A 24,804-nucleotide genomic window follows, 5' to 3' on the forward strand; every position below is an offset into this window, starting at 1 on the left:
TCTCTTGAGAGGGCAGACGTAGCCCTGCGGGGGAGGACGCGATGCAACAGGCGGAGTTCGACGGCAAGGGAAGCTGCATCCGATGGACGGAGACGCCGGGTGCGGAACCCGCGTGCGTCTACGTGCACGGCCTGGGATCGGTTTCGACCGTGTACCACGCGCACATCGCTGCCCGGCCCGCCCGCTTCGGCTACACGCTCATCGAAGGCAGGGAGGGCCTGGAGGCTGCGGGCGTGCGCGTGGTGAGCGTGTCCGGCGCCGGTCGCAACGTCATGTTCGACCGTCCCGACGCTTTCGCGGCGGCTGTCACCGGACAGGTGTGAGGCTCAGCCTTCGCGCACGGACAGTGCCAAGAACCGGGCGTCCTCGTCGACGTACGACGTCATCCGCCACCCCGAACGCGCCAGCAGAGCGCGCAGGTTGGGTTCCGCGCGCAGGTCGTCCGGGGTGATCTGCCGCCCCTGGCGTGCCGCGAGCGCCGCTCGGCCGATCGGATGGAACAGCGCCAGCGTGCCGCCAGGTCGCACCACACGCGCCAACTCCCGTAGGTTCTGCGCCGGTTGGGGCAGGTGGGCGACGAGTCCAGCCGCGAACACCGCGTCGAGTGACTCCGAGTGGAGCGGCAGCGCGGCGACGTCGGCGAGCAGCAGTAGCCCGTCACGGTCCCGTCCGGCCCGCACGGCGGCCTCCAGCATGGCCGGGGTCAGATCGGCTCCCAGGACCACTCCGGAGGGCCCCACGGCCGTGCGCAGCGGCGTCAGGGCGCGGCCCGTGCCACAGCCCGCGTCGAGCACACGAGCTCCCTCGTGCAGAGCGAGTTCGGCGACCGCGGACGCGTAGGCCGGGCCGTCGTCCGGAAAGCGGGCGTCCCAGTCCGCGGCGCGGGCGGTGAAGAACTCCTGGACGTGTGTGTGGTCGTCGCTCATGGTCCGCATGATCCCTCACCGACAGGGGTGACGTCGCGGCGCACACGTTCGAGCGTGACGCGATCGTTCAGGTACCTCTCTGCGTCATATTCCAGCACCTTTCGAACTGCGCCCCCCTTGTGCGCCCCTGCCCCGGCTAGCGTCCCTGAGCCATGGGACACCTGGACCACGCCGCCCTCGGCTGGCTGACACCTGTGCTGTCGTACCTCATGGCGTGTACAGGCGCCGCGCTCGGACTGCGCTGCACCGTCCGAGCGCTCGGCGCCGGTGGCCGGTCGCGCCGCAACTGGCTCATCACCGCCGCCTCGGCCATCGGAACCGGCATCTGGACCATGCACTTCGTGGCCATGCTCGGCTTCAGCGTCAGCGGCACCGACATCCACTACGACGTGCCGCTCACCATCGCGAGCCTCCTCGTCGCCATGGCCGTCGTCTGTGCCGGCGTCTTCGCCGTCGGCTACAGCCGCGACCGCGGCCGTGCGCTCTTGATCGGCGGGCTCACCACCGGCCTCGGCGTCGCGAGCATGCACTACCTCGGCATGGCGGCGGTGCGCCTCCATGGCGACGTCGACTACGACCCGGTCCTTGTCGGACTCTCCGTGCTGATCGCCGTCATCGCCGCCACGGCGGCCCTGTGGGCGGCGCTCAACATCAAGTCGCCGGTCGCCGTCACCATCGCCTCGCTGATCATGGGGGCGGCGGTGAGCAGCATGCACTACACCGGGATGTTCGCGGTGAGCGTGCAGGTCACGCCGTCCGGCGACGTCCTGCCCGGGGCCACGGCGATGCAGTTCATCTTCCCCCTCGCCGTCGGCCTCGGGTCCTATCTGTTCCTGACCTCGGCCTTCGTCGCCCTGTCGCCCACGAAGGGCGAGCGCGAGGCATCCGCCTCGGCCCAGCGTCCGGTCGAGAGCGTCGCCCGCTAGCGGCGGGTCCGGCCCGGTGACGGACCGGCAGCCCCGAACGACTTCCGAGCGAGGAGGCCATGCGTACACCCCGTAGGACCCGTGAAGCCGGCGCCGAGACGCCGCCCCAGCCCACCGTGCGCGGCCGCCGCGCCCATGCCGGACCACCCGCTGACGAAGGTCCGGACGAGCCCGCGGGCACGGTCGTGGACGATGCCCCCGTGCGCGGGGGGCGATGGCGAATACGACCGCGCACCGTACGCGCCAAGATCGTCTGCCTGCTGATGGTGCCGGTGGTCTCGCTGCTGGCCCTCTGGGCGTACGCCACCGTCAGCACCGCCCAGGACGTCTCCCGGCTACGGCAGTTGCAGCGCGTGGACTCAGCGATCCGGGCTCCCGTCGCGGACGCCGTCGCCGCGCTCCAGGCCGAGCGGGAGGCCGCCGTGCGCCATGCGACCGATCCGTCCGCCGGGCAGAGCGGTGACATCAAGCGGCTCTCCGAGCGCACGGACCGGGCCGTCGCGGAACTGCGGCTCGGCGAGCGCAACACCGTCGCCGAAAGCGAAGAGCTGCCCGCAGGAGTGGCCGCGCGTCTGGAGGCGTTCGTCACCGCCGCCGAGGAACTGCGTCCGCTGCGAACCGCGGTGCTGGACCGGCGCGCGGGGTGGGACGAGACGTACGGGCAGTACACGAAGACCATCGCGACGGCCTTCGGTGTGGGCGGCGCGCTCACCGGCATCCAGGATGCCGAACTCGGCTCGGACGCGCGCGTGCTGCTCGAATTCTCCCGCGCGGGAGAGGCGTTGGCTCAAGAGGACGTCGTGCTGGCCGGCGCACGCCTCGCCGGCCGGCTCGACGGGGAGCGGATGCGGCTGTTCACCGGAGCTGTCGACACCCGCCGCGCCCTCACCGAATCCGCCGTCGCGGACCTGCGCGGCCCCGAACGCACCGCCTGGCGGGAACTCGCCGACGGCAGCGCCTATGCCGCCGTGGGCGCCGCCGAGGACAAAGTCCTCGCCACCGGGTCGGGCGCCCGGGCGGTCGACGCCGCACCGGAAGCCACCTGGGACCAGGCGCACGCGCGCGTGCAGGACGCGATGCGCACGATCGAGGAGGACGCCGGGCGCGGCGGCGCCGTCCGGGCCGACCCGTTCACCCGCGGTCTGCTCACCCCGGCCGGTGCCGCGGTCCTGTTCGGCCTCGCCGCCGTCGCCGCGTCGCTCGTCATCTCCGTACGCATCGGCCGCGCCCTCGTCGTCGAGCTGGTGAGTCTGCGCAACAGCGCCCTGGAGATCGCCCGGCGCAAACTCCCGGAGGCCATGGGGAAACTGCGCGCGGGCGAGGAGATCGACGTCAGTGCCGAGGCGCCGCCCGGTCCGCCCGCGGAGGACGAGGCCGGTCAGGTCGCCGAGGCCCTGGGCACCGTGCACCGCGCAGCCCTGCGGGCCGCCGTGGAACGCGCCGAGCTCGCCAGCGGCATCTCCGGGGTCTTCGTCAACCTCGCCCGTCGCAGCCAGGTCCTCGTCCACCGTCAGCTCAGCCTCCTCGACAGCATGGAACGCCGCTCCGAGGACCCGGGCGAGCTGAGCGACCTGTTCCGGCTCGACCACCTCACCACGCGTATGCGGCGTCACGCCGAGAGCCTGATCATCCTCTCCGGAGCGGCGCCCGGCCGGGCGTGGCGTATGCCGGTCTCCCTGACGAACGTGGTCCGGGCGGCAGTCTCCGAAGTCGAGGACTACGCGCGCGTGGAGGTACGACAACTCCCCGAGGCCTCCGTCATCGGCGCGGCCGTCGCCGACCTCACCCACCTCCTCGCGGAGATCGTCGAGAACGCCGCCCAGTTCTCGCCCCCGCACACGCGCGTGCGCATCACCGGGGAACCTGTCGGCAACGGCTACGCCCTCGAGGTCGAGGACCGTGGCCTCGGCATGGGCAAGGAGACCCGCGCCGAAGCAAACCGCCGCATCGAGCAGTCCGAGACCCTCGACCTGTTCGACAGCGACCGGCTCGGCCTCTTCGTGGTCAGCAGGCTCGCGGCCCGGCACGGCATCAAGGTGCACCTGCGTACCTCGCCCTACGGCGGCACGACCGCGGTCGTCCTGCTGCCCACGGCCCTGCTGCACAGTGGCGCGGCGGAACGTTCCCCCCGCAAGGCGGCCGAGGCGGAACGGCCCCCGGAGCGTGAGTACACGCGTGTGCCCGGCCCCGCCCGGCACCAGGAGTCGGTGACCGCGCCCGCGGACCGCCCCGCACTGGTGGCCCCCGTAACGGCCGCTGCGGACACCGCGGAAGACACACCACCCCCCGGAGTCACCACCTTGCGACTGCACCGCCCCCCGGACGACTCCGAAGCCTCCGACGATCTCCCCCGCCGAGTACGGCAGGCGAGCCTCGCCCCTCAACTGCGCGACGGACGCCCCGAGGATCCGGCACCAGGACCCGCCCCCCGGAGTGACGACGAGCGCACACCCGAACTCGTGCGGGACCGCATGGCGGCGTACCGCGACGGCTGGGTGCGCGGCGGCGGCAGGCAGCCGGGACACGGAGTCACCCCAGAGACCCCAGTGGGCAGCGACAGCAGCGAAGGAGACCCCGCATGATCCAGGACCCGAGCATGAGATCAGCCCAGAGGTCCGGCGAACTCGACTGGCTGCTGGACGACTTGGTGCTGCGCGTGAGCGAAGTACGGCATGCCGTGGTGCTGTCCAACGACGGACTGGCCGTGGGCGCCTCCACCGACCTCCGTCGAGAGGACGCGGAACACCTCGCCGCGGTCGCATCCGGCTTCCACAGCCTGGCCAAGGGCGCCGGCCGGCACTTCGGCGCGGGCGGCGTACGCCAGACCATGGTGGAGATGGACGACGGCTTCCTGTTCGTGGCCGCGGCGGGCGACGGTTCCTGCCTCGCCGTCCTCACCGCCGCGACCGCCGACATCGGGTTGGTGGCCTACGAGATGGCGCGGCTGGTCAAGCGCGTCGGTGAACATCTCTACGCGGCGCCGCGCGTCGCCGCACGGCCGCCCGCCGCCGGATGAGCCGAGAGGGCGGTCCGCGCACATGACCGAGGACATCACGGGCGCCCAGCGGGAGCAGGGCAGCCAGTGGTACGACAACGAGGCCGGGCCCCTGGTCCGTCCGTACGCCATGACCGGTGGGCGCACCAAACCCGGCCCCACCGGAGTGCGGTTCGACCTCATCGCCCTTGTCAGTCTGGACGCGAGCGCACCCGGATTCGACGACGACACCGCGCTCGGGCCGGAACACCGCGCCCTCATCGGCCTGTGCCGCACCGAGACCCAGTCGGTCGCCGAACTCGCCGCGGGCGCCGAACTGCCCGTGGGTGTGGTGCGCGTGCTTCTGGGAGACCTGCTGGAACTGGGCTGCGTCACCGTCACCCGCCCGGTGCCGCCGGCGCAGCTGCCCGACGAACGGATTCTGCGCGAGGTGATCGAGGGATTGCGGGCGCTGTAGATGAACGTTCGGAAACAGGCCAATAGCGGTCCAATCCCTCAAGACGAATCCGCAGTTGCCATGATGCTGACTTCACACGTCGACCGTTGCCGGCACTCCCGAGAGAAGTGATCGATGGTCTCCGAGCACTCCGACGCCCAGGGCGGCGAATCTGCCCCCCTGGCGCTGAAGATACTGGTCGCCGGCGGATTCGGCGTGGGCAAGACCACCCTGGTGGGCGCGGTCAGCGAGATCAGGCCCCTGCGCACCGAGGAACTGCTCAGTGAAGCCGGTCAGTTGGTGGACGACACCGGCGGTGTGGACCAGAAGGTCACCACGACCGTCGCCATGGACTTCGGACGCATCACCATCCGGTCCGGTCTGTCCCTCTACCTCTTCGGTACGCCGGGCCAGGACCGTTTCTGGTTCCTGTGGGACGAGTTGTCGCAGGGTGCGCTCGGTGCCGTGGTCCTCGCGGACACCCGCCGCCTGGAGGACTGTTTCCCCGCAGTCGACTATTTCGAACACCGGCATATCCCGTTCGTGGTGGCCGTGAACTGCTTCGCCGGCGCGCGCACCTACGGTGCCCATGACGTCTCCCGCGCAATCGACCTCGACCAAGGAACGCCCGTGGTGCTCTGCGACGCCCGCGACCGCGACTCGGGAAAGGAGGTGCTGATCCGACTCGTCGAGTACGCCGGGCGCGTGCACACCGCCCGGCTGCTCGACTCAGTGGGTTGAGAAGGGAGTTCGGCTCAGTCCGCGATGTCCTTCTCCGCCAGGACCTTGTCGATCGAGACACGGACGAGGAGTTCGCCCGGCACGCCATTGCGGTCCCCGAACTCCTCGGCGCGTTCCTCGCCCATGTACCGCGCACCGATCAGTCCGGCCCAGTGCCGCAGCTCCGCGAGATCCTCCGAGACGCGGGCGCGACCGGTCAGCACCACGTAGGCGTACGGCGGCCGGTCGTCGTCCACGCACAGCGCGACGCGTCCGTCACGGGCCACATTGCGCCCTTTCACGCTCCTGCCGTGCGTGTTGAACACCACCTCGTCCCCGTCGAGCACGAACCAGATCGGCGTCACATGTGGGCTCCCGTCTGCACGGACGGTCGACAGTTTCCCGGTGCGGGTGCCGTGCGAGACGAACGCCCGCCATTCGTCATCAGTCATCTTCTGCGCCATGCCGCCCATCCTCCTTGCTCCGACGCCCGCTCGTCCGGAAGGCTGGCCGACAGATCCTCCAGCCAGGGGGAGACATCACACGGGGAGACAGGACCATGGCGCAGAACCAGGGACTCGGCTGGCTGCTGGACGATCTGACCGAGCGCGTCGAACAGGTACGGCACGCTTTGGTCCTGTCCAACGACGGGCTGGTCACGGGAGCGAGTACGGGCTTACGACGCGAGGACGCGGAACATCTCGCCGCCGTCTCGTCCGGGCTGCACAGCCTGGCCAAGGGCTCGGGACGCCACTTCGGCGCGGGCAGAGTGCGCCAGACCATGGTGGAGTTCGACGACGCGGTCCTGTTCGTCACCGCGGCCGGCACCGGCAGCTGTCTCTGCGTCCTCAGCGGTGCGGAGGCAGACATCGGCCAGATCGCCTACGAGATGACCCTGCTCGTCAATCGCGTCGGCGAGCACCTCGGCGTGGACGCCCGCCAGCCCGAGCAGGGGCCGGTCACAGAGACCTGACCTGCGCGTTTACCCTCATCCGTGGAGTTATCCACAGGCTCGCCACGAGATCCGCCGGACCGGCTACGGTTTTTTCACGGCGAGCGCACACGGCGTGAGCCGCTGACTCCACGGGGGAGACATGTCCGGCGACACCATCACAAAACCGCACCGACTCTCTTGGGCGCCGAGCCGCGCCGCCCGCGAACTCGGGCTCAAACGGGGAGAGTTCGAACTGGCCGTACACCTCGGCCGCATCCGGACCGTGCCCGACGAAGGGGGCGTGGGCCGCCGCGTGTCCCACGAGGAAATCGAGCGATTGCGCGCGGACGAGGGTTTCCCCGAGGGGTTGCTCGGGGCTGTCAAGGCCGTGGGAACCACAGAGGGTGCCCACATCATGGAGGTGACCCCAGCGAGGTTCACCCGCCTCGCGCGGCTCGGTCTTGTGGTGCCGGTCAAGTTCTACCTCAACCGCTACCGAGCGGTGGTCTGGCTCTATCTGGCCGAGGAACTACGCCAGTTCGCGGCCGATGCGAAGAACGCTCCGTTGTTGAACGGCCGGACGCCCGAGGGGCTGAAGGACCAGCTGGACGCAGGCCTGGACCTACGGCCCCGCAACTGGCGTGGCCGGCACCTGGGATTCCTTCTGCGGCAGGCCGACGACCCCTGGCAGCATGCCGGTGCCGTGGCCGCCCTGCTCGACCCCGTCCAGATCGCGGAGATCGCCACAGACCCGTACGAGCGGGCCCACCTGAACAGGTTCCGGCCCGGTCCGCCCGCCCACGGCTCACCCGGATCGCCCGCCGCGCATCTCGCCGAGCGGATCATGACGGCGGACGACCCGGACGAGATCAGCTGGCTGCGGGCGGACCTGACACAGGCGCTGAACGAGGCGCGCGCATACCGCCCCGCGCCACGGCCAAAAGCGAAGCAGCCCGATCCACCCGCCGCCCCGGACAGCACCCCGGCCCGGACCGACGAGCCCGGGCGATCACGGGGAGGACTGCTGGGCTGGCTGCGCCGCAGAGGAGCGTGACCTACAGCGCCCGGAACAGCCCCTCCTGGACGACGGACACGAGCAGCCGCCCCTCCACGTCGTAGATGCGACCACGGGCAAGGCCCCGTCCGCCCGTCGCGATCGGTGACTCCTGGTCGTACAGGAACCACTCGTCCGCGCGGAACGGCCGATGGAACCACATGGCGTGGTCCAGCGACGCCATGTCGAAGTTCCGCGGGCCCCACAGGGGCTCGACCGGGATCCGGACAGCGTCCAGGAGGGTCATGTCGCTGGCGTAGGTCAGCGCGCAGGTGTGCACGAGCGGGTCATCACCGAGCGGCCCGACCGCACGCATCCACACGGCGCTGCGCGGCTCGGCGTCCTTGACCTCTTCGGTGGTCCAACGCAGCCGGTCCACATAGCGGATGTCGAAGGGCTGACGCCGGGCCATGCGCTCCAACTGCTCGGGAAGCGCGCCCAGATGCTCCCGGATCTCCTGCGTCACCGTCGGCAGGGACTCCGGGTCCGGGACCTTGCGGGCCGGCGGCAGCTGGTGCTCGAAGGGACCTTCCTCAGGCTTGTGAAAGGAGGCGGTGAGATTGAAGATCGTGCGGCCCTGCTGCACGCCGGTGACCCGGCGAGTGGTGAACGACCGCCCGTCCCGGACCCGCTCGACCTGGTACACGATCGGCACGCCCGGTCGGCCCGGGCGCAGGAAGTACGCGTGCAGCGAGTGCACCGGGCGGTCGCCGTCCGTGGTGCGCCCGGCGGCGACCAGCGCCTGGCCCGCCACCTGCCCGCCGAAGACCCGTTGCAGGGACTCCTGCGGGCTGCGGCCCCGGAAGATGTTGACCTCGATCTGCTCCAGGTCGAGCAGGTCGACGAGGCTCTCGGCCGGATTCGTCATGGGTGGGATTCTCCTGTGCTCACAGCTGGCCGACGTCAGTGACCCGGACGACCGCTCGGCCTTCCGTGTCGGAGGCGGCGAGGTCGATCTCCGCGCTGATGCCCCAGTCATGATCGTCGTTCGGGTCGTCGAAGATCTGGCGTACGCGCCACAGACCGTTCTGCGGCTCCTGCTCGATCACGAGCAGTTTGGGGCCGCGGGCGTCGGGGCCGGTGCCGAGGTCGTCGTACTCGTCCCAGTACTTGTCCATCGCCTCGCCCCAGGCGTCCGCGTCCCAGCCGGACTCCGCGTCCATCTCGCCCAGCTCCTCGACCTGGTCGAGTGCGGCCAGCTCGACGCGGCGGAACAGGGCATTGCGGACGAGGACCCGGAATGCGCGTGCGTTCGCGGTCACCGGCTTGACCTCGTCGGCCTTCTCCTGGGCCTCCTCGGCGGTCATCTCCTCCGGGTTGGCGAGCTGTTCCCACTCGTCCAGCAGGCTGGAGTCGACCTGGCGCACCATCTCGCCGAGCCACTCGATCAGGTCCTGGAGGTCCTCGGACTTGAGGTCGTCGGGGATGTTGTGGTCGAGGGTCTTGAAGGCGCCGGCGAGGTAGCGCAGGACGATGCCCTCGGTGCGGGCCAGCTCGTAGTGGGACACCAACTCCGTGAACGACATCGCCCGTTCGTACATGTCACGGATGACGGACTTCGGCGACAGCGGGTGGTCCCCCACCCAGGGGTGGCTCTTGCGGTAGGTGTCGTAGGCGTGGAAGAGCAGCTCCTCCAGGGGCTTCGGGTACGAGATGTCCTGGAGCCGCTCCATGCGCTCCTCGTACTCGACACCGTCCGCCTTCATCGCGGCCACGGCCTCGCCGCGCGCCTTGTTCTGCTGGGCGGCGAGGATCTGCCGCGGGTCGTCCAGCGTCGACTCGACGACGGACACCATGTCCAGGGCGTACGACGGCGACTCGGGATCCAGAAGCTCGAACGCGGCGAGGGCGAACGTGGACAGGGGCTGGTTGAGCGCGAAGTCCTGCTGGAGATCGACCGTGAGACGGACGATGCGGCCCGAGGCGTCCGGCTCGTCCAGCTTCTCGACGATGCCGCCGTCCAGCAGCGAGCGGTAGATGGCGATCGCCCGCCGGATGTGCCTGAGCTGCTGCTTGCGCGGTTCGTGGTTGTCCTCCAGGAGATGCCGCATCGCCTCGAAGGCGTTGCCGGGCCGGGCGATCACCGACAGCAGCATCGTGTGCGTCACGCGGAAGCGGGAGGTCAGCGGCTCCGGATCGGAGGTGATGAGCTTCTCGAAGGTGTTCTCGGTCCACCCGACGAAACCCTCGGGTGCCTTCTTGCGGACCACCTTGCGGCGCTTCTTCGGGTCGTCGCCCGCCTTGGAGAGCGCCTTCTCGTTCTCGATGACATGCTCGGGCGCCTGCGCCGCGACGAAGCCCGCCGTGTCGAAGCCCGCCCGCCCGGCACGCCCCGCGATCTGGTGGAACTCACGGGCGCGCAGCGTGCGGACACGATTGCCGTCGTACTTGGCGAGAGCCGTGAACAGCACGGTGCGGATGGGCACGTTGACACCCACGCCGAGCGTGTCCGTGCCGCAGATGACCTTCAGCAGTCCGGCCTGCGCGAGCTTCTCCACCAAGCGGCGGTACTTGGGCAGCATGCCGGCGTGATGGACACCGATGCCGTGCCGGACGTAACGGGAGAGGTTGCGACCGAACTTGGTGGTGAAGCGGAAGTTGCCGATCAGCTCGGCGATCTGGTCCTTCTCCTCGCGCGAGCACATGTTGATGCTCATCAGCGCCTGTGCCCGCTCCACGGCCTGTGCCTGGGTGAAGTGCACGATGTAGACCGGCGCCTGCTTGGTGTCCAGCAGTTCGGTCAGCGTCTCCGTGAGCGGGGTGAGCCGGTACTCGTAGGAGAGGGGGACGGGGCGGGTCGCCGAGCGGACCACCGAGGTCGGGCGGCCGGTGCGCCGCGTGAGGTCCTCCTCGAACATCGAGACATCGCCGAGTGTGGCCGACATCAGGACGAACTGCGCCTGCGGAAGTTCGAGGATCGGGATCTGCCAGGCCCAGCCCCGGTCGGCCTCGGCATAGAAGTGGAACTCGTCCATGACCACCTGGCCGACATCGGCGTTCTTGCCGTCGCGCAGGGCGATCGACGCGAGCACCTCGGCGGTGCAGCAGATGACGGGAGCGTCGGAGTTGACGGACGCGTCGCCGGTGAGCATGCCGACGTTCTCGGTGCCGAAGAGCTTGCACAGCTCGAAGAACTTCTCCGAGACGAGCGCCTTGATCGGGGCGGTGTAGAAGGTGACCTCGTCACGGGCGAGGGAGGCGAAGTGCGCACCTGCCGCGATCATGCTCTTGCCGGAGCCGGTGGGCGTGGACACGATCACGTTCGCACCGGAGACCACCTCGATCAGCGCCTCCTCCTGGTGGGGGTAGAGGGTGAGGCCGCGCTCCTGGGCCCACGACTCGAAGGCCTCATAGAGAGCGTCGGGGTCGGCGGTCGGCGGCAGCTGATCGATGAGGGTCACGCACCCATCTTGCCTGCCCTCCTGCCCGATGGGGGAATCGGATGCAGGCCCGAAGATCGCGAACGCTACGCTGTGTCGCCGACGGAATGTCAGCGCAGCAAGTCAACTGGACAGTGGTACACGAGGAATGGGGCGGGCAACGGCGATGATGGGACCAGCACACTCTCTGTCGGGAGCCGCGGCCTGGCTGGGCGTCGGTGCGGCGGCCGCCGCGACCGGGCGCACCATGCCCTGGCCGGTCCTCCTGGTCGGAGCCCTGATCTGCGCCGGCGCCGCGCTCGCCCCGGACCTCGACCACAAGGCGGCGACCATTTCGCGGGCCTTCGGGCCGCTCTCCCGCGGGCTCTGCGAGATCGTCGACAAGCTGTCGTACGGCGTCTACAAGGCCACGAAGAAGCAGGGCGACCCGCGCCGCTCCGGCGGACACCGCACGCTCACGCACACCTGGCTGTGGGCGGTCCTGATCGGTGCGGGCGCCTCGGCCCTGGCGATCACCGGGGGCCGCTGGGCGGTGCTGGGGATTCTGTTCGCGCACATAGTTCTCGCCATCGAGGGCCTGCTGTGGCGGGCCACCCGGGGATCCAGCGCCGACGTCCTCGTCTGGCTGCTGGCGGCCACCAGTGCGTGGATTCTCGCGGGTGTCCTGGACAAGCCGGGCAACGGCGCGGACTGGTTGTTCACGGCACCTGGTCAGGAGTACCTGTGGCTGGGGCTGCCGATCCTGCTGGGCGCGCTGGTGCACGACATCGGGGATGCCCTGACGGTCTCCGGCTGCCCGATCCTGTGGCCGATACCGGTGGGCCGCAAGCGCTGGTACCCGATCGGGCCGCCCAAGGTGATGCGCTTCCGGGCGGGCAGCTGGGTCGAGCTCAAGGTGCTGATGCCGGTGTTCATGCTGCTCGGCGGCGTGGGTTGTGCGGCGGCGCTGAACTTCATCTGACCACGCCGCTCACAGGGGTGGGGCCCGGCTGTCGTTTCCCCACCCCCTGGGCGTACGGCGCGTCCTGCCAGGTCGCCACGCCCGTGATCAGCCCCTCGGACTCGCCGGCCTTGAACAGGGCACCGGTGGCCGGACCGAACTCGGGGACGAGCTTGAGGGGGTTGGGTGACCGCCGTACGTCATGAATCGGGTCTGTCGTCAGCCGCCCTGGCCGGTGCCGCCGTAGCGCTTCTCGAACCGGGCGACGCGGCCCTCTGTGTCCACTGTCCGTGCCTTGCCGGTGTAGAAGGGGTGGCTCTCGGAAGAGATCTCCACGTCCACGACCGGGTAGGTCTCCCCGTCGTCCCACTCGATGGTCCGGTCGCTCGTGGCGGTGGACCGGGTGAGGAAGGCGTAGCCGGCGGCGCGGTCGCGGAAGACGACCTGGTGGTAGTCGGGGTGCTTGTCCTGCTGCATGGGGCCTCCTTGTACGGCGTGCGGATGGCCGCCGGCGGCGGCGCGGGAACGACGGGGTCAGCCGGAGAGGGTGTCCTCGTCGACGATGTGCATCGCTGCCTCCTCGGCCGAGGCGGCCGCTCCGTCGATGCCGACATCCGTGGCGACCATTGCGCTCTCCTCGTCCTCGTGCGCCCCCTCGTCGGGGGCCACGAGACGGCCGGAGCGGACGACGCCGACCTCGTTGTCCCAGAGTTCCCCATCGGTGCCCTGGCAGTCGCCGATGCCGTCCCCGTCCGGCTCGGCGGAATCCGGAAGCTCCTCGGCGAGCCGTTGGTCCAGCGTCTCGCCCTGCTGTCGCTCGGCGGCCGTCACATCGGAGCGCTCCACCGCCCATGGTCTGTCCGGAGGAGACCAGCCCCGGTCGAGGGGGTCGTCGACACCGTCGTTGTCCAGGGTGTCCTCCGCGTCGAGCAGCCCCGCGTCGTCCTGGACCTCGGATCCGTCGGGCTGGTAGACGTCGTCTCCCCATCCGTCGGCGCTGTTCACGGGTACCTCCAGGTGATGGGGACGGGCCCGTTCCGACCATGGTCGGCGGCGGGCGGCCGGTGCGCGGGGCACGGGTGGCACCCGATGGGAACCGAGCGGTTCCCCGGCGCACTCCGCGAGCCGGTACCGATATCCAGCCTTCCACCCCGGTTCGGGACCGCGCAACGGCACGAGGCGGAGACGGTCCGGGTTAGACGGGCCGGCCCGTGTGCCCGCCCGCCCGGCCACTGGATCGGCCCGTACGTCAGACCGCCTGCCGAGCGGCGAGGACTGGCCCGTGTCCGCCCGTGCCGTCAAGGGGAGACCGGGTGGCGCGACGTCAGTCGTCCAGGTCCGCAGACGACCAGACCTGCCCGCCGTCCGCGACGAGTTCGACACGATCGACGGTGGCGGCATCCCCGTACGCGATCCAGGTGGCCCGGCCGGAGGACGGCATCCACCACGCGCCGGCGTCGCGGGTGGTTCCGTCGGCGAGCAGGAGCCGGCACGTGTAGTGGGTACCGGGAGGACCGTCCGTGATCTGCATGACCACCACGCGCTCGGTGCCGAAGCGGCTCGGCTCCACGGTGCCGACCGTGGTCCCGGCGCCGGTGACCAGCAGGGCTCCGCGGTCGCTCGCGGTCACCTGCACCGGGCCGGGGTCGCGGTCGAGCAGCGTCGCGCCCGCCGCGCCCAGGCAGAGACCGGCCGCGGCGGCCGCGGCGACCAGCAAGGGCTTCCGGTAGGAGCGGCGGGCGGCGGGCGGGCGGCGCAGTTCCAGACGGTCGAGGACCTGGGCGTCGAACCCGGCCGGGGCGGCGACCGCGGGGGCCGCCGGCAGCACGGAGTCGACGGCCGCCGAGACGTCGTCGTACGAGGAGCGGCAGGTCGGGCAGGTGGCGAGGTGGTGCAGGAGTTCTGCCTGCTCGCCGCGGAGCGCACCGAGGGCCAGAGCGATCAGCTCGTCCTCTTCAGGGTGGTGTGCCATCGGGGCTTCCCTCCTTCAGCGAGTCGCGCAGTCTCTTCAGACCGGTGCGGATGCGGGTCTTGGCGGTGCCGAGCGGGATGTTCTCGTGCCGGGCCACCTCGGCGGCCGTACTGCCGCCGAGCACGGCCAGTGCCACCGCGCGTGCCTGCTCGATCGGCAGCGAGCGCAGCCGCCGCAGGGCGCGCTCGCTCTCCAGCGCGGCCAGCGCCGGCCGTGCGGCGCCGTCGGCCTCGGCGTCGGCTCGGAGGGTCACGGTGAGCAGCCGCTCCAGGGTGTCGGCCAGTACGGGGGTGGAGCGCCGGGCCCGGACCGCGTCGATGGCGGCGTTGCGCGTGATGGTGAGCAGCCAGGTGAGGGCCGACGCACGCCGGGCGTCGTAGTTTCCCGCGGCTCGCCAGGCCCGTACGAACACCTCCTGGCTCACGTCCTCGGCCAGGCCCGGATCGCGGGTCACCGACAGCGCGAGGCCGTAGACCGCGTCCTGGAAGCGGCGGACAAAGGCGACCGCCGCCTGCTCGTCGCCCAGCGCGAGGCCGGCGACGAGCGAGGCGTCGTCCACCCGGTCGGCGCGCGGGAACAGCTCCACACTCCTATGTACGCACGAGAGAGCCGAAGGGATTGAATGGGACGTACGCCCGACTCGGCTGCTGTCGACGAGCTGGTGCGTGAGGAGCCTGGCTCAGAGGCGAAGCGCCTTCAGTCGTCCAGCCGTCCAGTCGTCGGCCCGGGGCTGCCCCACTCCGCATCAGTTCTCCGCGGCGGGGGCGCAACGGGTTCCAGCGCTCGGGATCTTCAGCTCCGTGAGGTAGTCGTCAACGGCGTTGCGTGTGCAGTCGCTGCGGCCGTAGACGCTGTGTCCCGCGCCCTCGTACGGCACCAGGACGGTCGTCCCGCGGGTCTGACGGTGCACATTGATCGCCCATGCGTAATTGTTCGCCGGATCGTGCAGCGAATGCAGCATGAGGATCTTGGGTGCGTCGGTGATGCGCAGACGGTGCTGGGGATTGTTCACGTCGTTCGGCCCGCCGACGCAGCCGGCTACCGCGGCGTGTACGCGTGGGGTGCCGCGCATGTGCGGTGCGGCCCGCAGTTCGGCCTCGGTCAGACGGGCGAACTCCCGGTAGTTCTTCGGCCGGAATCGCCAGTCCTGGCAGAACACGGCGTGGAACGGTTCGGCGGTCGTCTCCGGCCCTGTCCCCGTCCCCTGCGACGTCCCCGCTTGGGGCTGCCGCGGTTCCTTCGGCCCTTGTGCGTCGAGGGCTGCCACATACGCGGCCAGTTCGTCCCAGTCCGGGCCGTAGAACTCCGCAAAGGCGGCGAGTGCGATCGCGTGTGCCGTGAGGACCTGGTCCGGACTCTTCGGATCGCGTATCTCGCCCCGGTCCGCCCTGGCGAGCAGGCTGTCCCACAGGGCGGTGACGTCCCGGCCGTGCAGTGCGCAGGAGCTGGTGCGATCGCACCACCTCACGAACTGGCGGAACGAGTCCTCCGCGGTGGCGGCCGAGGAGACGAGGAACTCCCGGGTGCCGAGGCTGTGGTCGATGTTCGCGGTGAGGGCCATGGACCGGATCCGGTCGCCGTACTGCTCCGCGTACTGCTCACCCATCAACGTTCCGTAGGAGTGACCGAAGAAGTTGATCTTCTGCTCGCCCAGCGCCCTGCGGATCGCGTCCATGTCCCGGACGACGCTCAAGGTGTCGGCGTGGTCGAAGACCGGACCGCTGTGTCGTCGGCAGTCCTCGCGCAATGTGCGGTTGAACTCGGCGAGTCGATCGAACTCCGCCTGGTTGCGGGGGTATGGCGCCGGGCGTTGGGCCAGCAGCTTCGTCGAGCACTTCACCGGACTGCTGCCACCGACACCTCGCGGGTCGAACCCGATGATGTCGAACCGTTCCTGGATGTCCGCGCTGAAGTGGGACGGGGCACGTCCCACGGCGAAGTTCACACCGGATTCCCCCGGCCCACCCGGGTTGACCAGCAGCACACCGACCCGGCGATCGGGATCGGTGGCCTTGCGACGGGCCACCGCGAGATCGAACTGTTCGGCCGACGGGCGTGCCCAGTCGACGGGCAGGCGGAGGGTGCCGCATTCGGCTGAGGGGTCCTGAGGACATGGTTTCCAGTCGATCGCTTCCTGCGTCGGCACGCTCGTGCCACGAAGGTCGGCGTCCGCCGCCTCCACGCCCGGCGCCGACGCTCCGGCTAACACTCCAGCGGCGAGCACTCCAGTGAGCGCTCTGAAGAGCAGTTGCATGAAGTCCCTTCCGAGGGCCTTGCGAAATGGATCACGGGGTCGCCCGTTGGGCGAACCTGGCAGCGAGGCGACCGGGGTCGCAACCGTGCGAGACGGGAATCAGGGAAGGCACCGGGACGTGATCAGGGTTCTGCTCAGGGTGACGCCTCAGGGGTTGCCTCCCGGACCCCTGAGTTGTTCCCGGACAATCCCTTCGCGCCGCTCGCCCGTACAACCTCCGTCAGAAGGGACGGAGAGATCATGAGGCGAAGCAGGATCACCGTGGCCGGGTTCGCGCTCGCGGCGGCACTGGCGCTGGCCGGCTGTGGCGGTGGAGGCGGGGACGGGGCCGGCGGCGGGACATCGGCGGCCACGGACACCTCCACCGTCAGGACGAGCGAGTCGCCGCTGGGGGACATCCTCGTCGACGGCAGCGGCCGCACGCTGTACCTCTTCACCGAGGACGGCGAGAACACCAACTCCATGGACTGCGACGCGGCCTGTCTCAAGCTGTGGCCGCCCATGGAAGGCAAGCCGGAAGCGGGCCCCGGCGTCGACGCGAACCTCATCGGCACCACGAAGGGCGACGGCGAGACGCAGGCGACGTACGCCGGGCACCCGCTGTACTACTACGCCGAGGACCGGGCCGAGGGCGATCTGAAGGGGCAGGGCATCGACAGGATCTGGTACGTGCTCGACGCCGGAGGCAAGGCCGTCACCGGTGCCGTTCCGCCGGCGGACGACAACGGCACCGGCGGTTACGGCTACTGAGCACGCCCGGGCTGCCGTACGAGACAAACGGCAGCTCACCCGCCAACCGCGGCCACCCGCCCCCGCTCACCCATGCCACGACCGCCACAGCGCCGCGTACGCCCCCTCCGCCGCGACGAGCTGCTCGTGGCTGCCCAGCTCGCTGATCCGGCCGTTCTCGACGACGGCGATGACGTCGGCGTCGTGGGCGGTGTGCAGCCGGTGGGCGATCGCGACCACCGTGCGGCCGTCCAGGACCCGGCTCAGGGACCGCTCCAGGTGACGCGCCGCCCGCGGGTCGAGCAGGGACGTCGCCTCGTCCAGGACCAGTGTGTGCGGGTCGGCCAGCACCAGGCGGGCCAGCGCGATCTGCTGGGCCTGCGCCGGAGTGAGCGCCGCCCCGCCCGAGCCGACCTCGGTGTCCAGGCCCTCATCGAGCGCCCGCGCCCATTCGTCCGCGTCCACGGCGCCCAGCGCTGCCCACAGCTCGGCGTCGGTTGCGTCGGTGCGGGCCAGCAGGAGGTTGTCCCGCAGGGAGCCGACGAACACGTGGTGTTCCTGGTTGACCAGCGCCACGTGCGAGCGGACGGCCTCGGCCGGCATCCGGGACAGTTCGGCGCCGCCCAGGGTGATCCGCCCGTCCCGGGGCGCGTAGATCCCGGCGAGCAGCCTGCCCAGCGTGGACTTGCCCGCGCCGGACGGGCCGACCAGCGCCAGCCGGGTGCCCGGGGCGACGTCGAGGGACACCTTGCGCAGCACGTCCACGCCTTCGAGGTAGCCGAAGTGGACCCGGTCCGCCCGCACCTCGCGCCCGTCGGGGTCGAGCCCGGCGTCACCGGCGTCCGGCTCGATCTCCCGGACCCCGACCAGCCTGGCCAGCGACACCTCGGCCACCTGGAGCTCGTCGTACCAGCGCAGGATCAGCCCCACCGGGTCGACGAGCATCTGCGCGATCAGCGCACCCGTCGTCAGCTGGCCGACGTCGATCCAGCCGTGCAGGACGAACACTCCGCCGACCATCAGGACGGAGCTGAGCACCATCACATGGGTGATGTTGATGACCGGGAAGAGCACCGACCGCAGCCACAGCGTGTAGCGCTCCCAGGCCGTCCACTCCTTGACCCGCCGGTCGGACAGTTCGATACGACGGTCACCGAGGCGGTGGGCCTCGACGGTGTGCCCGGCATCCACGGTCTCGGCGAGCACGGCGGCCACGGCCGCGTATCCGGCGGCCTCGGACCGGTAGCCGGCAGGCGCCCGCTTGAAGTACCAGCGGCAGCCGACGACCAGCAACGGCAGGGCGAGCAGTACCGCCGCGGCGAGCGGCGGCGCCGTGACGACGAGTCCGCCGAGCAGCAGAGCCGCCCACACCACACCGATCGCCAGCTGCGGCACGGCCTCGCGCATCGCGTTGGCCAGCCGGTCGATGTCGGTCGTGATCCGGGACAGCAGGTCGCCGGTCCCGGCCCGTTCCAGGACGCCCGGCGGCAGCCCGACCGACCGCACGAGGAAGTCCTCGCGCAGATCGGCCAGCATCCGTTCGCCGAGCATCGCCCCGCGCAGCCGCACCTCTCGTACGAACACGGCCTGGACGACGAGCGCGACCAGGAACAGCGCGGCGGTGAGCTCCAGATGAAGCTCGCGCGCCCCCTCCGACACACGCTCCACGAGCCCGCCGAGCAGGTACGGGCCCGCCATCGACGCGATCACGGCGACCGTGTTGACGCCGACGAGGAGCAGGAAGGCACGGCGGTGCCGGCGGAAGAGTTCGGACACATAGGCGCGTACGGTCGCGGTGGCGCCGACGGGCAGGGTGTTCGCCGTAGTCGGGGCCGCCGGGTCGTACGCCGGTGGCGCCACGCCGATCATGCTGTCTCCTCGATCTCTTCCAGTTCTTCCCATACGTCGTCCAGCGCGGCCTCTTCGTCGGTCTCGCGGGTGACGACGGCGCGGTACCGGGGCGCCTTGAGCAGGAGTTCGCGGTGTACGCCGACTGCCGCGACCTCGCCCTCGTGCACCAGCACGACCCGGTCGGCGCGGTCCAGGAGCAGCGGCGAGGAGGTGAACACGACGGTCGTGCGCCCCTCGCGCAGCTCCTTCACGCCTCCCGCGATCCGTGCCTCGGTGTGCGAGTCGACGGCGGAGGTCGGTTCGTCGAGGACGAGTACCTCAGGGTCCGTCAGCAGCGACCGGGCCAGTGCGAGCCGCTGGCGCTGGCCGCCGGACAGGGAGCGTCCGCGCTCGGTGATCCGGGCGTCCAGCGGATCCTCGGCGTCGAGCGAACCCTGCACGAGCGCCGTGAGGACGTCGTCGCACTGCGCCGCCGCCAGTGCCTGCTCGGCGCCCACGGCACCGGACGCGGGCACGTCGAGCAGTTCGCGCAGCGAACCCGACAGCAGTACCGGGTCCTTGTCCTGGACGAGGACGGCCGTCCGGGCGGAGTCGAGCGGCAGCTCGTCCAGCGGCACTCCACCCAGCAGCACCGATGTGCCCTCCTCCGCGGGGTGCCCGCCCAGCCGTTCCGCCAGCCGCCCCGCCGCGTCCGGGTCGCCGCAGACCACCGCGGTGAACCGGCCGACAGGAGCCAGCAGACCGGTCGCCGGGTCGTAGAGGTCCCCGGACGGCACCTCGGCGGCCCGCGATCCGCCGGTGTCCGTGGCGCGCTCCAGCGCCAGCACACGTGCGGCCCGCCGGGCCGACGGACGTGAGAAGGAGTACGCCATGGCGATCTCCTCGAAGTGCCTGAGCGGGTAGGTCATGATCATGACGGAGCTGTAGACGGTGACCAGTTCGCCGATGGTGATCCGGCCCTGGCGGGCCAGATGCACGCCGTACCAGACGACGGCGATCAACAGCAGCCCCGGCAGCAGCACCTGGATCGCGGAGATCAGGGACCACATCCGGGCGCTGCGCACCGCCGCGCGGCGCACCTCCTGGGAGGCGCTGCGGTAGCGGTCCAGGAAGAGCTCCTCGCCGCCGATGCCGCGCAGGACGCGCAGTCCGGCAACGGTGTCCGAGGCCAGCTCGGTCGCGCGCCCCGCCTTCTCGCGCTGGATGTCCGCCCGCCTGGTGGCCCGGGGCAGCAGTGGCAGCACGGCGACGGCCACGACGGGCAGACCGACGGCCACGACCACCCCGATTGCGGGCTGGTAGACGACCAGGGCGACGCAGACCAGCACGACGGTGACCGCAGCCGCGGTGAACCGGGACACGGCCTCCACGAACCAGCCGATCTTCTCGACGTCACCCGTGGAGACGGCGACGACCTCACCGGCCGCCACGCGTCGGGTCAGCGCCGAGCCCAGCACCGAGGCCTTGCGCGCCAGCAGCTGCTGCACGCGGGCGGCGGCGGTGATCCAGTTGGTGACCGCGGTGCGGTGCAGGAGGAGCTCGCCGGTCGCGGTGCCCACACAGGCCAGCGCCAGCAGACCGCCTGCGAGGGCGAGCCGGGTGCCGGAGTGGTCGACGGCGGCCTGGACGGCCAGTCCGACACAGAACGGCAGCGCGGAGACGGACCCGAAGTGCAGCAGGCCCGAGGCCAGCGACTTCAGCTGCCCGCCCAGCTGATTCCGGAAGAGCCACCGCAGGAATCGGGGCCCCGAGCGCGCGTCCGGCACACCGGGGTCGGGATACGGAAGGTCTTGAATCTGCATGACGTCCCAGTGGCTCGTCTCAGGTCGTAAGGGGTGTTGTGGAAGGGCGGCAACAAGCCGTGACAGGTTCGCGTCGCAGCGTGTCCGGAGGCAACCGGTTTTCCGGTCCCCGGCACGGATCCGGCTGGGGCCCGCCCCGGCTGCTCATTGCGCGGGACACACCACTCCCCGTAGAACACCGGCCATGAAGAGACGGATCATCATGTCCATGCTCGCCGGAGCGACCCTCCTCGTGAGTACGTTCGTCGCGGCGGCCCCCGCTCAATCCGCCGACGCCCCGCCCGAGTTCAGCACCACCGACTGGCACGACCCCGTCACCGCCGCCCCGCCCGTCACCAAGCCCGCCGGCACGTCCTGCCAAGTCACCCTCGCCGAGGCGCGGTTCCGTGACTTCACGCCGTACACCGGCAGTTACACACCACCGGACGGCTGCGGCGACCGCTGGAGCAAGGTCGTCCTGCGCATGGACGGCAAGGTCAAGGGGCGGCAGTACGACCGGCTCGGCTATCTGCACGTCGGCGGTGTCGAGGTCTTCCGTACGTCGACACCGCAGCCGTCGCCCGACGGCATCGAGTGGTCCGTCGAGAAGGACGTCACGCGCTACAGCGACACGTTCCGCGACGCCCAGGACGTGGAGATGCTCATCGGGAACGTCGTGGACGACACGTACACCGGGATCATCGACGTCAAGGTCACGCTGACGTTCTACGCGGCCGAGAAGTCCGCCCGGCCGGCCGCGACCCCCGACCAGGTCCTCACCCTCGCCGCCGACTCCACCCTCACCACCCCGCGCAACAGCGAACGCATCGTCGCCGAGGTGTACGCCACCGGTTCGGGCGGCGGCTGCGAGGAGTACTGGTATCTGACCGTGCCCGACTCGGCGCCCTACTCCTGCCGGGCCGACGACGGTCCCTACCGCGAGGTGCAGGTGAAGGTCGACGGCCAACTGGCCGGAATCGCCGCGCCGTTCCCGACGGTGTGGACCGGCGGCTGGTCGAACCCCTTCCTCTGGTACGTCGTTCCGGGGCCGCGCGCCTTCGACATCAAGCCGATCGAGTACGACCTCACTCCCTTCGGTGGGATCCTCAACGACGGCCGTCCGCACCGCGTCGAGGTCTCCGTGGTCGGCGTCCCCGAGGGGCAGGCCGGCTGGAGCGCTCCCGTGAACATCCTGGTCTGGCAGGACGCCAAGAGCGCGCACGTCGGCGGGAAGCTGACCGTCCACCGAGCGGGAGAGCTCACCAACTCCTCGACGTATACGCCTGGTTCGGAACTCCGTGTGGACACCGAGGGCGGACATCGGCTGACCGTGGCCGGATACGTCGACACCTCGCACGGCCGGGTGACGACCACCGTCAGCCGGTCGCTGGCGAACTCCTCCGTGCACCGCTGGACGCAGGGCGAGGCGGTCGACGGTCTCGACGCCCGCTGGACGGACGACGAGTCGGTCACCGTCGACGGACGCGGCCCGGCCCGGACGACGCGCGCGCAACGGACGTACACCATGGACGGCACGACCACGCTCGGCGCGGGAGATCGGCTGCGCACGGTGCTGACGCTCGTCGACGGTGCCTCGGTCATCACCTCACAGGGCGGCCGGCGCCTCGCGTGGTCGCGGCTCGACGACACCTACGCGGGCGACGCCACGTACACGATCAACGTGCCGCGGGACCAGCGGCACGCGGTCGGCACGTCGAGCGAGCGGTATCGGCTGTACGGCTCGGGCGGGTGCTACGACCGTGCGCTGACGACCGTTCAGGGCGTGCTGACCGAGGACCGCGAGCGCTGCTGAGCAGGTGGTGTGCGATGCGTCACCCGGCGGTTGATTTACCTGGCTGATACGTAGCGGTTTCCGGATGGATCAACGGCACCTTGAGAGTGATCCAACCCGGAAGCCGCTTTCCGTATGCCAGAAGTTCCCTGGGGCTTCTGGCGTACCGCCGTCCCCACTAGGAGTGCCCGTGCCGCAGTCCGTACCGTCACTGCCGCGACGCGTCGCACGCATACTGCGTACCTCTCTCTTCGCGCAGGTCGCCTGCGCGCTCGTGCTCGGAATCGTCGTCGGCAAGCTGTGGCCCGACTTCGCCGCGGATCTCCAGCCGCTCGGCGACGGTTTCACCCGGCTCATCAAGACCATCATCTCGCCGCTGGTGTTCTGCGTGGTCGTCGTCGGTATCGCCAAGGCCGGTGACCTGAAGGCGTTCGGCCGGATCGGACTCAAGGCCCTCATCTGGTTCGAGGTCGCGAGCACGCTCGCCCTGCTCATCGGGCTCCTCGCCGCCAACGTCGTGCAGCCCGGCTCGGGGATGAACGTCGACCCGTCCACGCTCGACACCTCGGCCGTCGACGCGAAGACGGCCGGTGGCTCGCTGCCCTCGACGACCGAGTTCATCGTCAACGCGATTCCCACCAGTTTCATCGGCGCCTTCGCCGAGAACGAGCTCCTCCAGGTGCTGATCCTGGCCTGTCTGGTGGGCGCCGCGCTGCTGCACCTCGGCCACACCAAGGTGCCGAAGGTCCTGCCCGCCATCGAGCAGGCCCAGGAGATCATCTTCGCGGTCGTCGGCTTCATCATGCGACTCGCCCCGATCGCGGTGTTCGGTGCGATGGCCGTCCTGATCGGCCAGTACGGGCTCGGCGTGATCGAGACCTACGCCAAGCTGATCATCCTGTGCTACGCCGCCGCGGCGGTCTTCATCGTGCTCCTCGCCGTCGCGCTCAAGATGGTCACCGGACTCAGCCTGTGGAAGTTCCTCCGCTACATCCGCGAGGAGATGCTCCTCGCGCTCGGCACCGCCTCCACCGAGTCCGTCATGCCGCGCGTGATGCAGAAGCTGCGCAAGGCCGGCGCCCGCGACGACGCCGTCGGCCTGGTGCTGCCCACCGGGTACTCCTTCAACCTCGACGGCGCCTCGCTCTACCTGTCCATCGGCACGCTGTTCATCGCCCAGGCCGTGGGCGTGGATCTCAGCCTGGGCCAGCAGATCACCGTGATCCTGGTGCTGATGCTCACCAGCAAGGGCATGGCCGGCATCCCCGGTTCGGCCTTCCTCGCGCTGTCCGCGACCGCTTCCTCGCTGGGGGCGATTCCCGCCGGGGCCGTCGCCCTGCTCCTCGGCGTGGACCGCATCATGGACTCGATGCGCGTCGTCACGAACCTGCTCGGCAACTGCGTCGCCGTGTTCGCCGTGTCCCGGTGGGAGGGCGCGCTGGACGCGGAGCGGGCGAAGAAGGTGCTGAACGGCGAGGTCGAGCCCACGCCCGGCACCGCGGACGGCGAGATTCTGGAAACGGACACGCCCGCCCCCGCAGCCGTACCCGCCCAGTCGGCCAAGGAACCGGCCTCCTAGGTCAGTTGGGACTCACTCGCACCACTACGTGGCCATCGCTCCTCGGGGCGGTGGCCACGACGTTTGTCAGCAGGTCGGCACCCCGTCCACCAAGGTGTCCAGCAACCCCCCGAGCACCTCGCGCTGCGTGTCCGTCAACGGCGCCAGAATCTCCTCGGCCGCGGACCGGCGCGCCGCCCGCAGCGCCCGTAGCGTCTTCTGCCCGTCGTCCGTGAGCTCGATACGGATCACCCGGCGATTGGTCGGATCGGGCGCCCGCCGCACCTTGCCGCTCGTCTCCAGGCCGTCCACCAGCGTCGTCACGGCGCGCGGGACGACTTCGAGGCGTTCGGCGAGGTCGGCCATGCGGGGCGGCGAGTCGTAGTGGGCGAGGGTGCGCAGCAGTCGGGACTGGGCGGGGGTGACGCCCAGGCCGCGCTGCTCCAGGTGGCGCTTCTGGATGCGGTGTACGCGACGGGTGAGCCGCAGCAGTTGCTCGGCGAGCGGGCCGTCGGGGTCGGGGGCGGTCATGCGGGAACAATATCAGGACTACGTT

23 protein-coding genes and 1 pseudogene are annotated in these 24,804 nt (G+C 70.5%); 12 read left to right on the plus strand and 12 right to left on the minus strand.

What is annotated here, in order from left to right:
• Window positions 1-41: 41 nt before the first annotated feature.
• Window positions 42-260, plus strand: a pseudogene (locus tag KCH87_RS50735) (alpha/beta hydrolase); the annotation flags it as partial.
• 66 nt (window positions 261-326) lie between these two features.
• Here the strand turns inward: KCH87_RS50735 and KCH87_RS12800 are convergent.
• A complete protein-coding gene (locus tag KCH87_RS12800) occupies window positions 327-926 on the minus strand; it encodes a class I SAM-dependent methyltransferase (RefSeq protein WP_210586137.1) in 600 nt (199 codons plus the stop codon).
• Window positions 927-1,078: 152 nt separating this feature from the next.
• Here KCH87_RS12800 and KCH87_RS12805 point away from each other — a divergent pair, with 152 nt between their 5' ends.
• The 5 genes from KCH87_RS12805 to KCH87_RS12825 all read left to right on the plus strand — a co-directional run bounded on the left by KCH87_RS12805 (window position 1,079) and on the right by KCH87_RS12825 (window position 6,024).
• Window positions 1,079-1,852, plus strand: a complete 774-nt coding sequence (locus tag KCH87_RS12805; RefSeq protein WP_210586138.1) for an MHYT domain-containing protein — start codon at window positions 1,079-1,081, stop codon at window positions 1,850-1,852.
• Window positions 1,853-1,911: 59 nt separating this feature from the next.
• Window positions 1,912-4,434: a nitrate- and nitrite sensing domain-containing protein gene (locus KCH87_RS12810; protein ID WP_210586139.1), complete on the plus strand. Its 2,523-nt coding sequence runs from the start codon at window positions 1,912-1,914 to the stop codon at window positions 4,432-4,434.
• Window positions 4,431-4,868: a roadblock/LC7 domain-containing protein gene (locus KCH87_RS12815; protein WP_210586140.1), complete on the plus strand. Its 438-nt coding sequence runs from the start codon at window positions 4,431-4,433 to the stop codon at window positions 4,866-4,868. The genes KCH87_RS12810 and KCH87_RS12815 overlap by 4 nt, the downstream gene beginning before the upstream one ends.
• A 22-nt stretch (window positions 4,869-4,890) precedes the next feature.
• Window positions 4,891-5,304 (plus strand): DUF742 domain-containing protein, encoded by a 414-nt coding sequence (locus tag KCH87_RS12820; protein ID WP_210586141.1) that lies wholly within the window; start codon window positions 4,891-4,893, stop codon window positions 5,302-5,304.
• Between the two features lie 114 nt (window positions 5,305-5,418).
• Window positions 5,419-6,024: an ATP/GTP-binding protein gene (locus tag KCH87_RS12825; RefSeq protein WP_210586142.1), complete on the plus strand. Its 606-nt coding sequence runs from the start codon at window positions 5,419-5,421 to the stop codon at window positions 6,022-6,024.
• A gap of 14 nt (window positions 6,025-6,038) precedes the next feature.
• On the opposite strand, the gene KCH87_RS12830 is transcribed toward KCH87_RS12825, so the two are convergent.
• Entirely contained in the window at window positions 6,039-6,467 is a 429-nt protein-coding gene (locus KCH87_RS12830) for a PPOX class F420-dependent oxidoreductase (RefSeq protein ID WP_210586143.1), read from the minus strand.
• Between the two features lie 95 nt (window positions 6,468-6,562).
• On the opposite strand from KCH87_RS12830, the gene KCH87_RS12835 reads away from it, so the two are divergent.
• Window positions 6,563-6,976 (plus strand): roadblock/LC7 domain-containing protein, encoded by a 414-nt coding sequence (locus KCH87_RS12835; RefSeq protein ID WP_210586144.1) that lies wholly within the window; start codon window positions 6,563-6,565, stop codon window positions 6,974-6,976.
• A 121-nt stretch (window positions 6,977-7,097) separates the two neighbouring features.
• A complete protein-coding gene (locus KCH87_RS12840) occupies window positions 7,098-7,991 on the plus strand; it encodes a DUF6397 family protein (protein ID WP_210586145.1) in 894 nt (297 codons plus the stop codon).
• Between the two features lies 1 nt (window position 7,992).
• Here KCH87_RS12840 and KCH87_RS12845 read toward each other — a convergent pair whose 3' ends face one another.
• Window positions 7,993-8,859 carry an acyl-CoA thioesterase II gene (locus tag KCH87_RS12845; RefSeq protein ID WP_210586146.1) on the minus strand — a complete coding sequence of 289 codons (867 nt, stop codon included), beginning with the start codon at window positions 8,857-8,859 and terminating at the stop codon, window positions 7,993-7,995.
• Between the two features lie 19 nt (window positions 8,860-8,878).
• On the minus strand, window positions 8,879-11,392 hold the full coding sequence (locus KCH87_RS12850; protein WP_210586147.1) for an RNA helicase: 2,514 nt from the start codon (window positions 11,390-11,392) through the stop codon (window positions 8,879-8,881).
• A gap of 145 nt (window positions 11,393-11,537) precedes the next feature.
• Here KCH87_RS12850 and KCH87_RS12855 point away from each other — a divergent pair, with 145 nt between their 5' ends.
• A complete protein-coding gene (locus KCH87_RS12855) occupies window positions 11,538-12,332 on the plus strand; it encodes a metal-dependent hydrolase (RefSeq protein ID WP_210586148.1) in 795 nt (264 codons plus the stop codon).
• A gap of 198 nt (window positions 12,333-12,530) precedes the next feature.
• On the opposite strand, the gene KCH87_RS12860 is transcribed toward KCH87_RS12855, so the two are convergent.
• From KCH87_RS12860 to KCH87_RS12880, 5 genes are all read right to left on the minus strand, one after another.
• Window positions 12,531-12,788, minus strand: a complete 258-nt coding sequence (locus tag KCH87_RS12860) for a type B 50S ribosomal protein L31 (RefSeq protein WP_210586149.1) — start codon at window positions 12,786-12,788, stop codon at window positions 12,531-12,533.
• A 57-nt stretch (window positions 12,789-12,845) separates the two neighbouring features.
• Entirely contained in the window at window positions 12,846-13,316 is a 471-nt protein-coding gene (locus KCH87_RS12865) for a DUF5709 domain-containing protein (protein ID WP_210586150.1), read from the minus strand.
• A gap of 319 nt (window positions 13,317-13,635) precedes the next feature.
• Complete coding sequence (locus KCH87_RS12870; protein WP_210586151.1) at window positions 13,636-14,283, minus strand: hypothetical protein; 648 nt, start codon at window positions 14,281-14,283, stop codon at window positions 13,636-13,638.
• The gene (locus tag KCH87_RS12875; protein ID WP_308298821.1) at window positions 14,267-14,869 is read right to left on the minus strand and encodes a sigma-70 family RNA polymerase sigma factor; all 603 of its coding nucleotides are present in this window, start codon (window positions 14,867-14,869) and stop codon (window positions 14,267-14,269) included. Before KCH87_RS12875 ends, KCH87_RS12870 begins: the two co-directional genes overlap by 17 nt.
• 159 nt (window positions 14,870-15,028) lie before the next feature.
• On the minus strand, window positions 15,029-16,537 hold the full coding sequence (locus KCH87_RS12880) for an alpha/beta fold hydrolase (RefSeq protein WP_247196116.1): 1,509 nt from the start codon (window positions 16,535-16,537) through the stop codon (window positions 15,029-15,031).
• Window positions 16,538-16,777: 240 nt separating this feature from the next.
• On the opposite strand from KCH87_RS12880, the gene KCH87_RS12885 reads away from it, so the two are divergent.
• On the plus strand, window positions 16,778-17,287 hold the full coding sequence (locus KCH87_RS12885; protein WP_210586152.1) for a hypothetical protein: 510 nt from the start codon (window positions 16,778-16,780) through the stop codon (window positions 17,285-17,287).
• A 66-nt stretch (window positions 17,288-17,353) separates the two neighbouring features.
• Here KCH87_RS12885 and KCH87_RS12890 read toward each other — a convergent pair whose 3' ends face one another.
• The gene (locus KCH87_RS12890) at window positions 17,354-19,135 is read right to left on the minus strand and encodes an ABC transporter ATP-binding protein (protein WP_210586153.1); all 1,782 of its coding nucleotides are present in this window, start codon (window positions 19,133-19,135) and stop codon (window positions 17,354-17,356) included.
• Window positions 19,132-20,919 carry an ABC transporter ATP-binding protein gene (locus tag KCH87_RS12895; RefSeq protein WP_210586154.1) on the minus strand — a complete coding sequence of 596 codons (1,788 nt, stop codon included), beginning with the start codon at window positions 20,917-20,919 and terminating at the stop codon, window positions 19,132-19,134. The genes KCH87_RS12890 and KCH87_RS12895 overlap by 4 nt, the downstream gene beginning before the upstream one ends.
• A 184-nt stretch (window positions 20,920-21,103) precedes the next feature.
• Here KCH87_RS12895 and KCH87_RS12900 point away from each other — a divergent pair, with 184 nt between their 5' ends.
• Together KCH87_RS12900 and KCH87_RS12905 are read left to right on the plus strand one after the other, a co-directional pair.
• Window positions 21,104-22,711, plus strand: a complete 1,608-nt coding sequence (locus KCH87_RS12900) for a peptide-N4-asparagine amidase (RefSeq protein WP_210586155.1) — start codon at window positions 21,104-21,106, stop codon at window positions 22,709-22,711.
• 169 nt (window positions 22,712-22,880) lie between these two features.
• On the plus strand, window positions 22,881-24,269 hold the full coding sequence (locus KCH87_RS12905; protein WP_210586156.1) for a cation:dicarboxylate symporter family transporter: 1,389 nt from the start codon (window positions 22,881-22,883) through the stop codon (window positions 24,267-24,269).
• A gap of 66 nt (window positions 24,270-24,335) precedes the next feature.
• On the opposite strand, the gene KCH87_RS12910 is transcribed toward KCH87_RS12905, so the two are convergent.
• A complete protein-coding gene (locus tag KCH87_RS12910; protein WP_210586157.1) occupies window positions 24,336-24,779 on the minus strand; it encodes a MarR family winged helix-turn-helix transcriptional regulator in 444 nt (147 codons plus the stop codon).
• Window positions 24,780-24,804: the final 25 nt, after the last annotated feature.

The sequence above is a fragment of the Streptomyces sp. GESEQ-35 genome (assembly GCF_017948485.1).
In the GTDB taxonomy this organism is placed as follows: Bacteria; Actinomycetota; Actinomycetes; order Streptomycetales; family Streptomycetaceae; genus Streptomyces.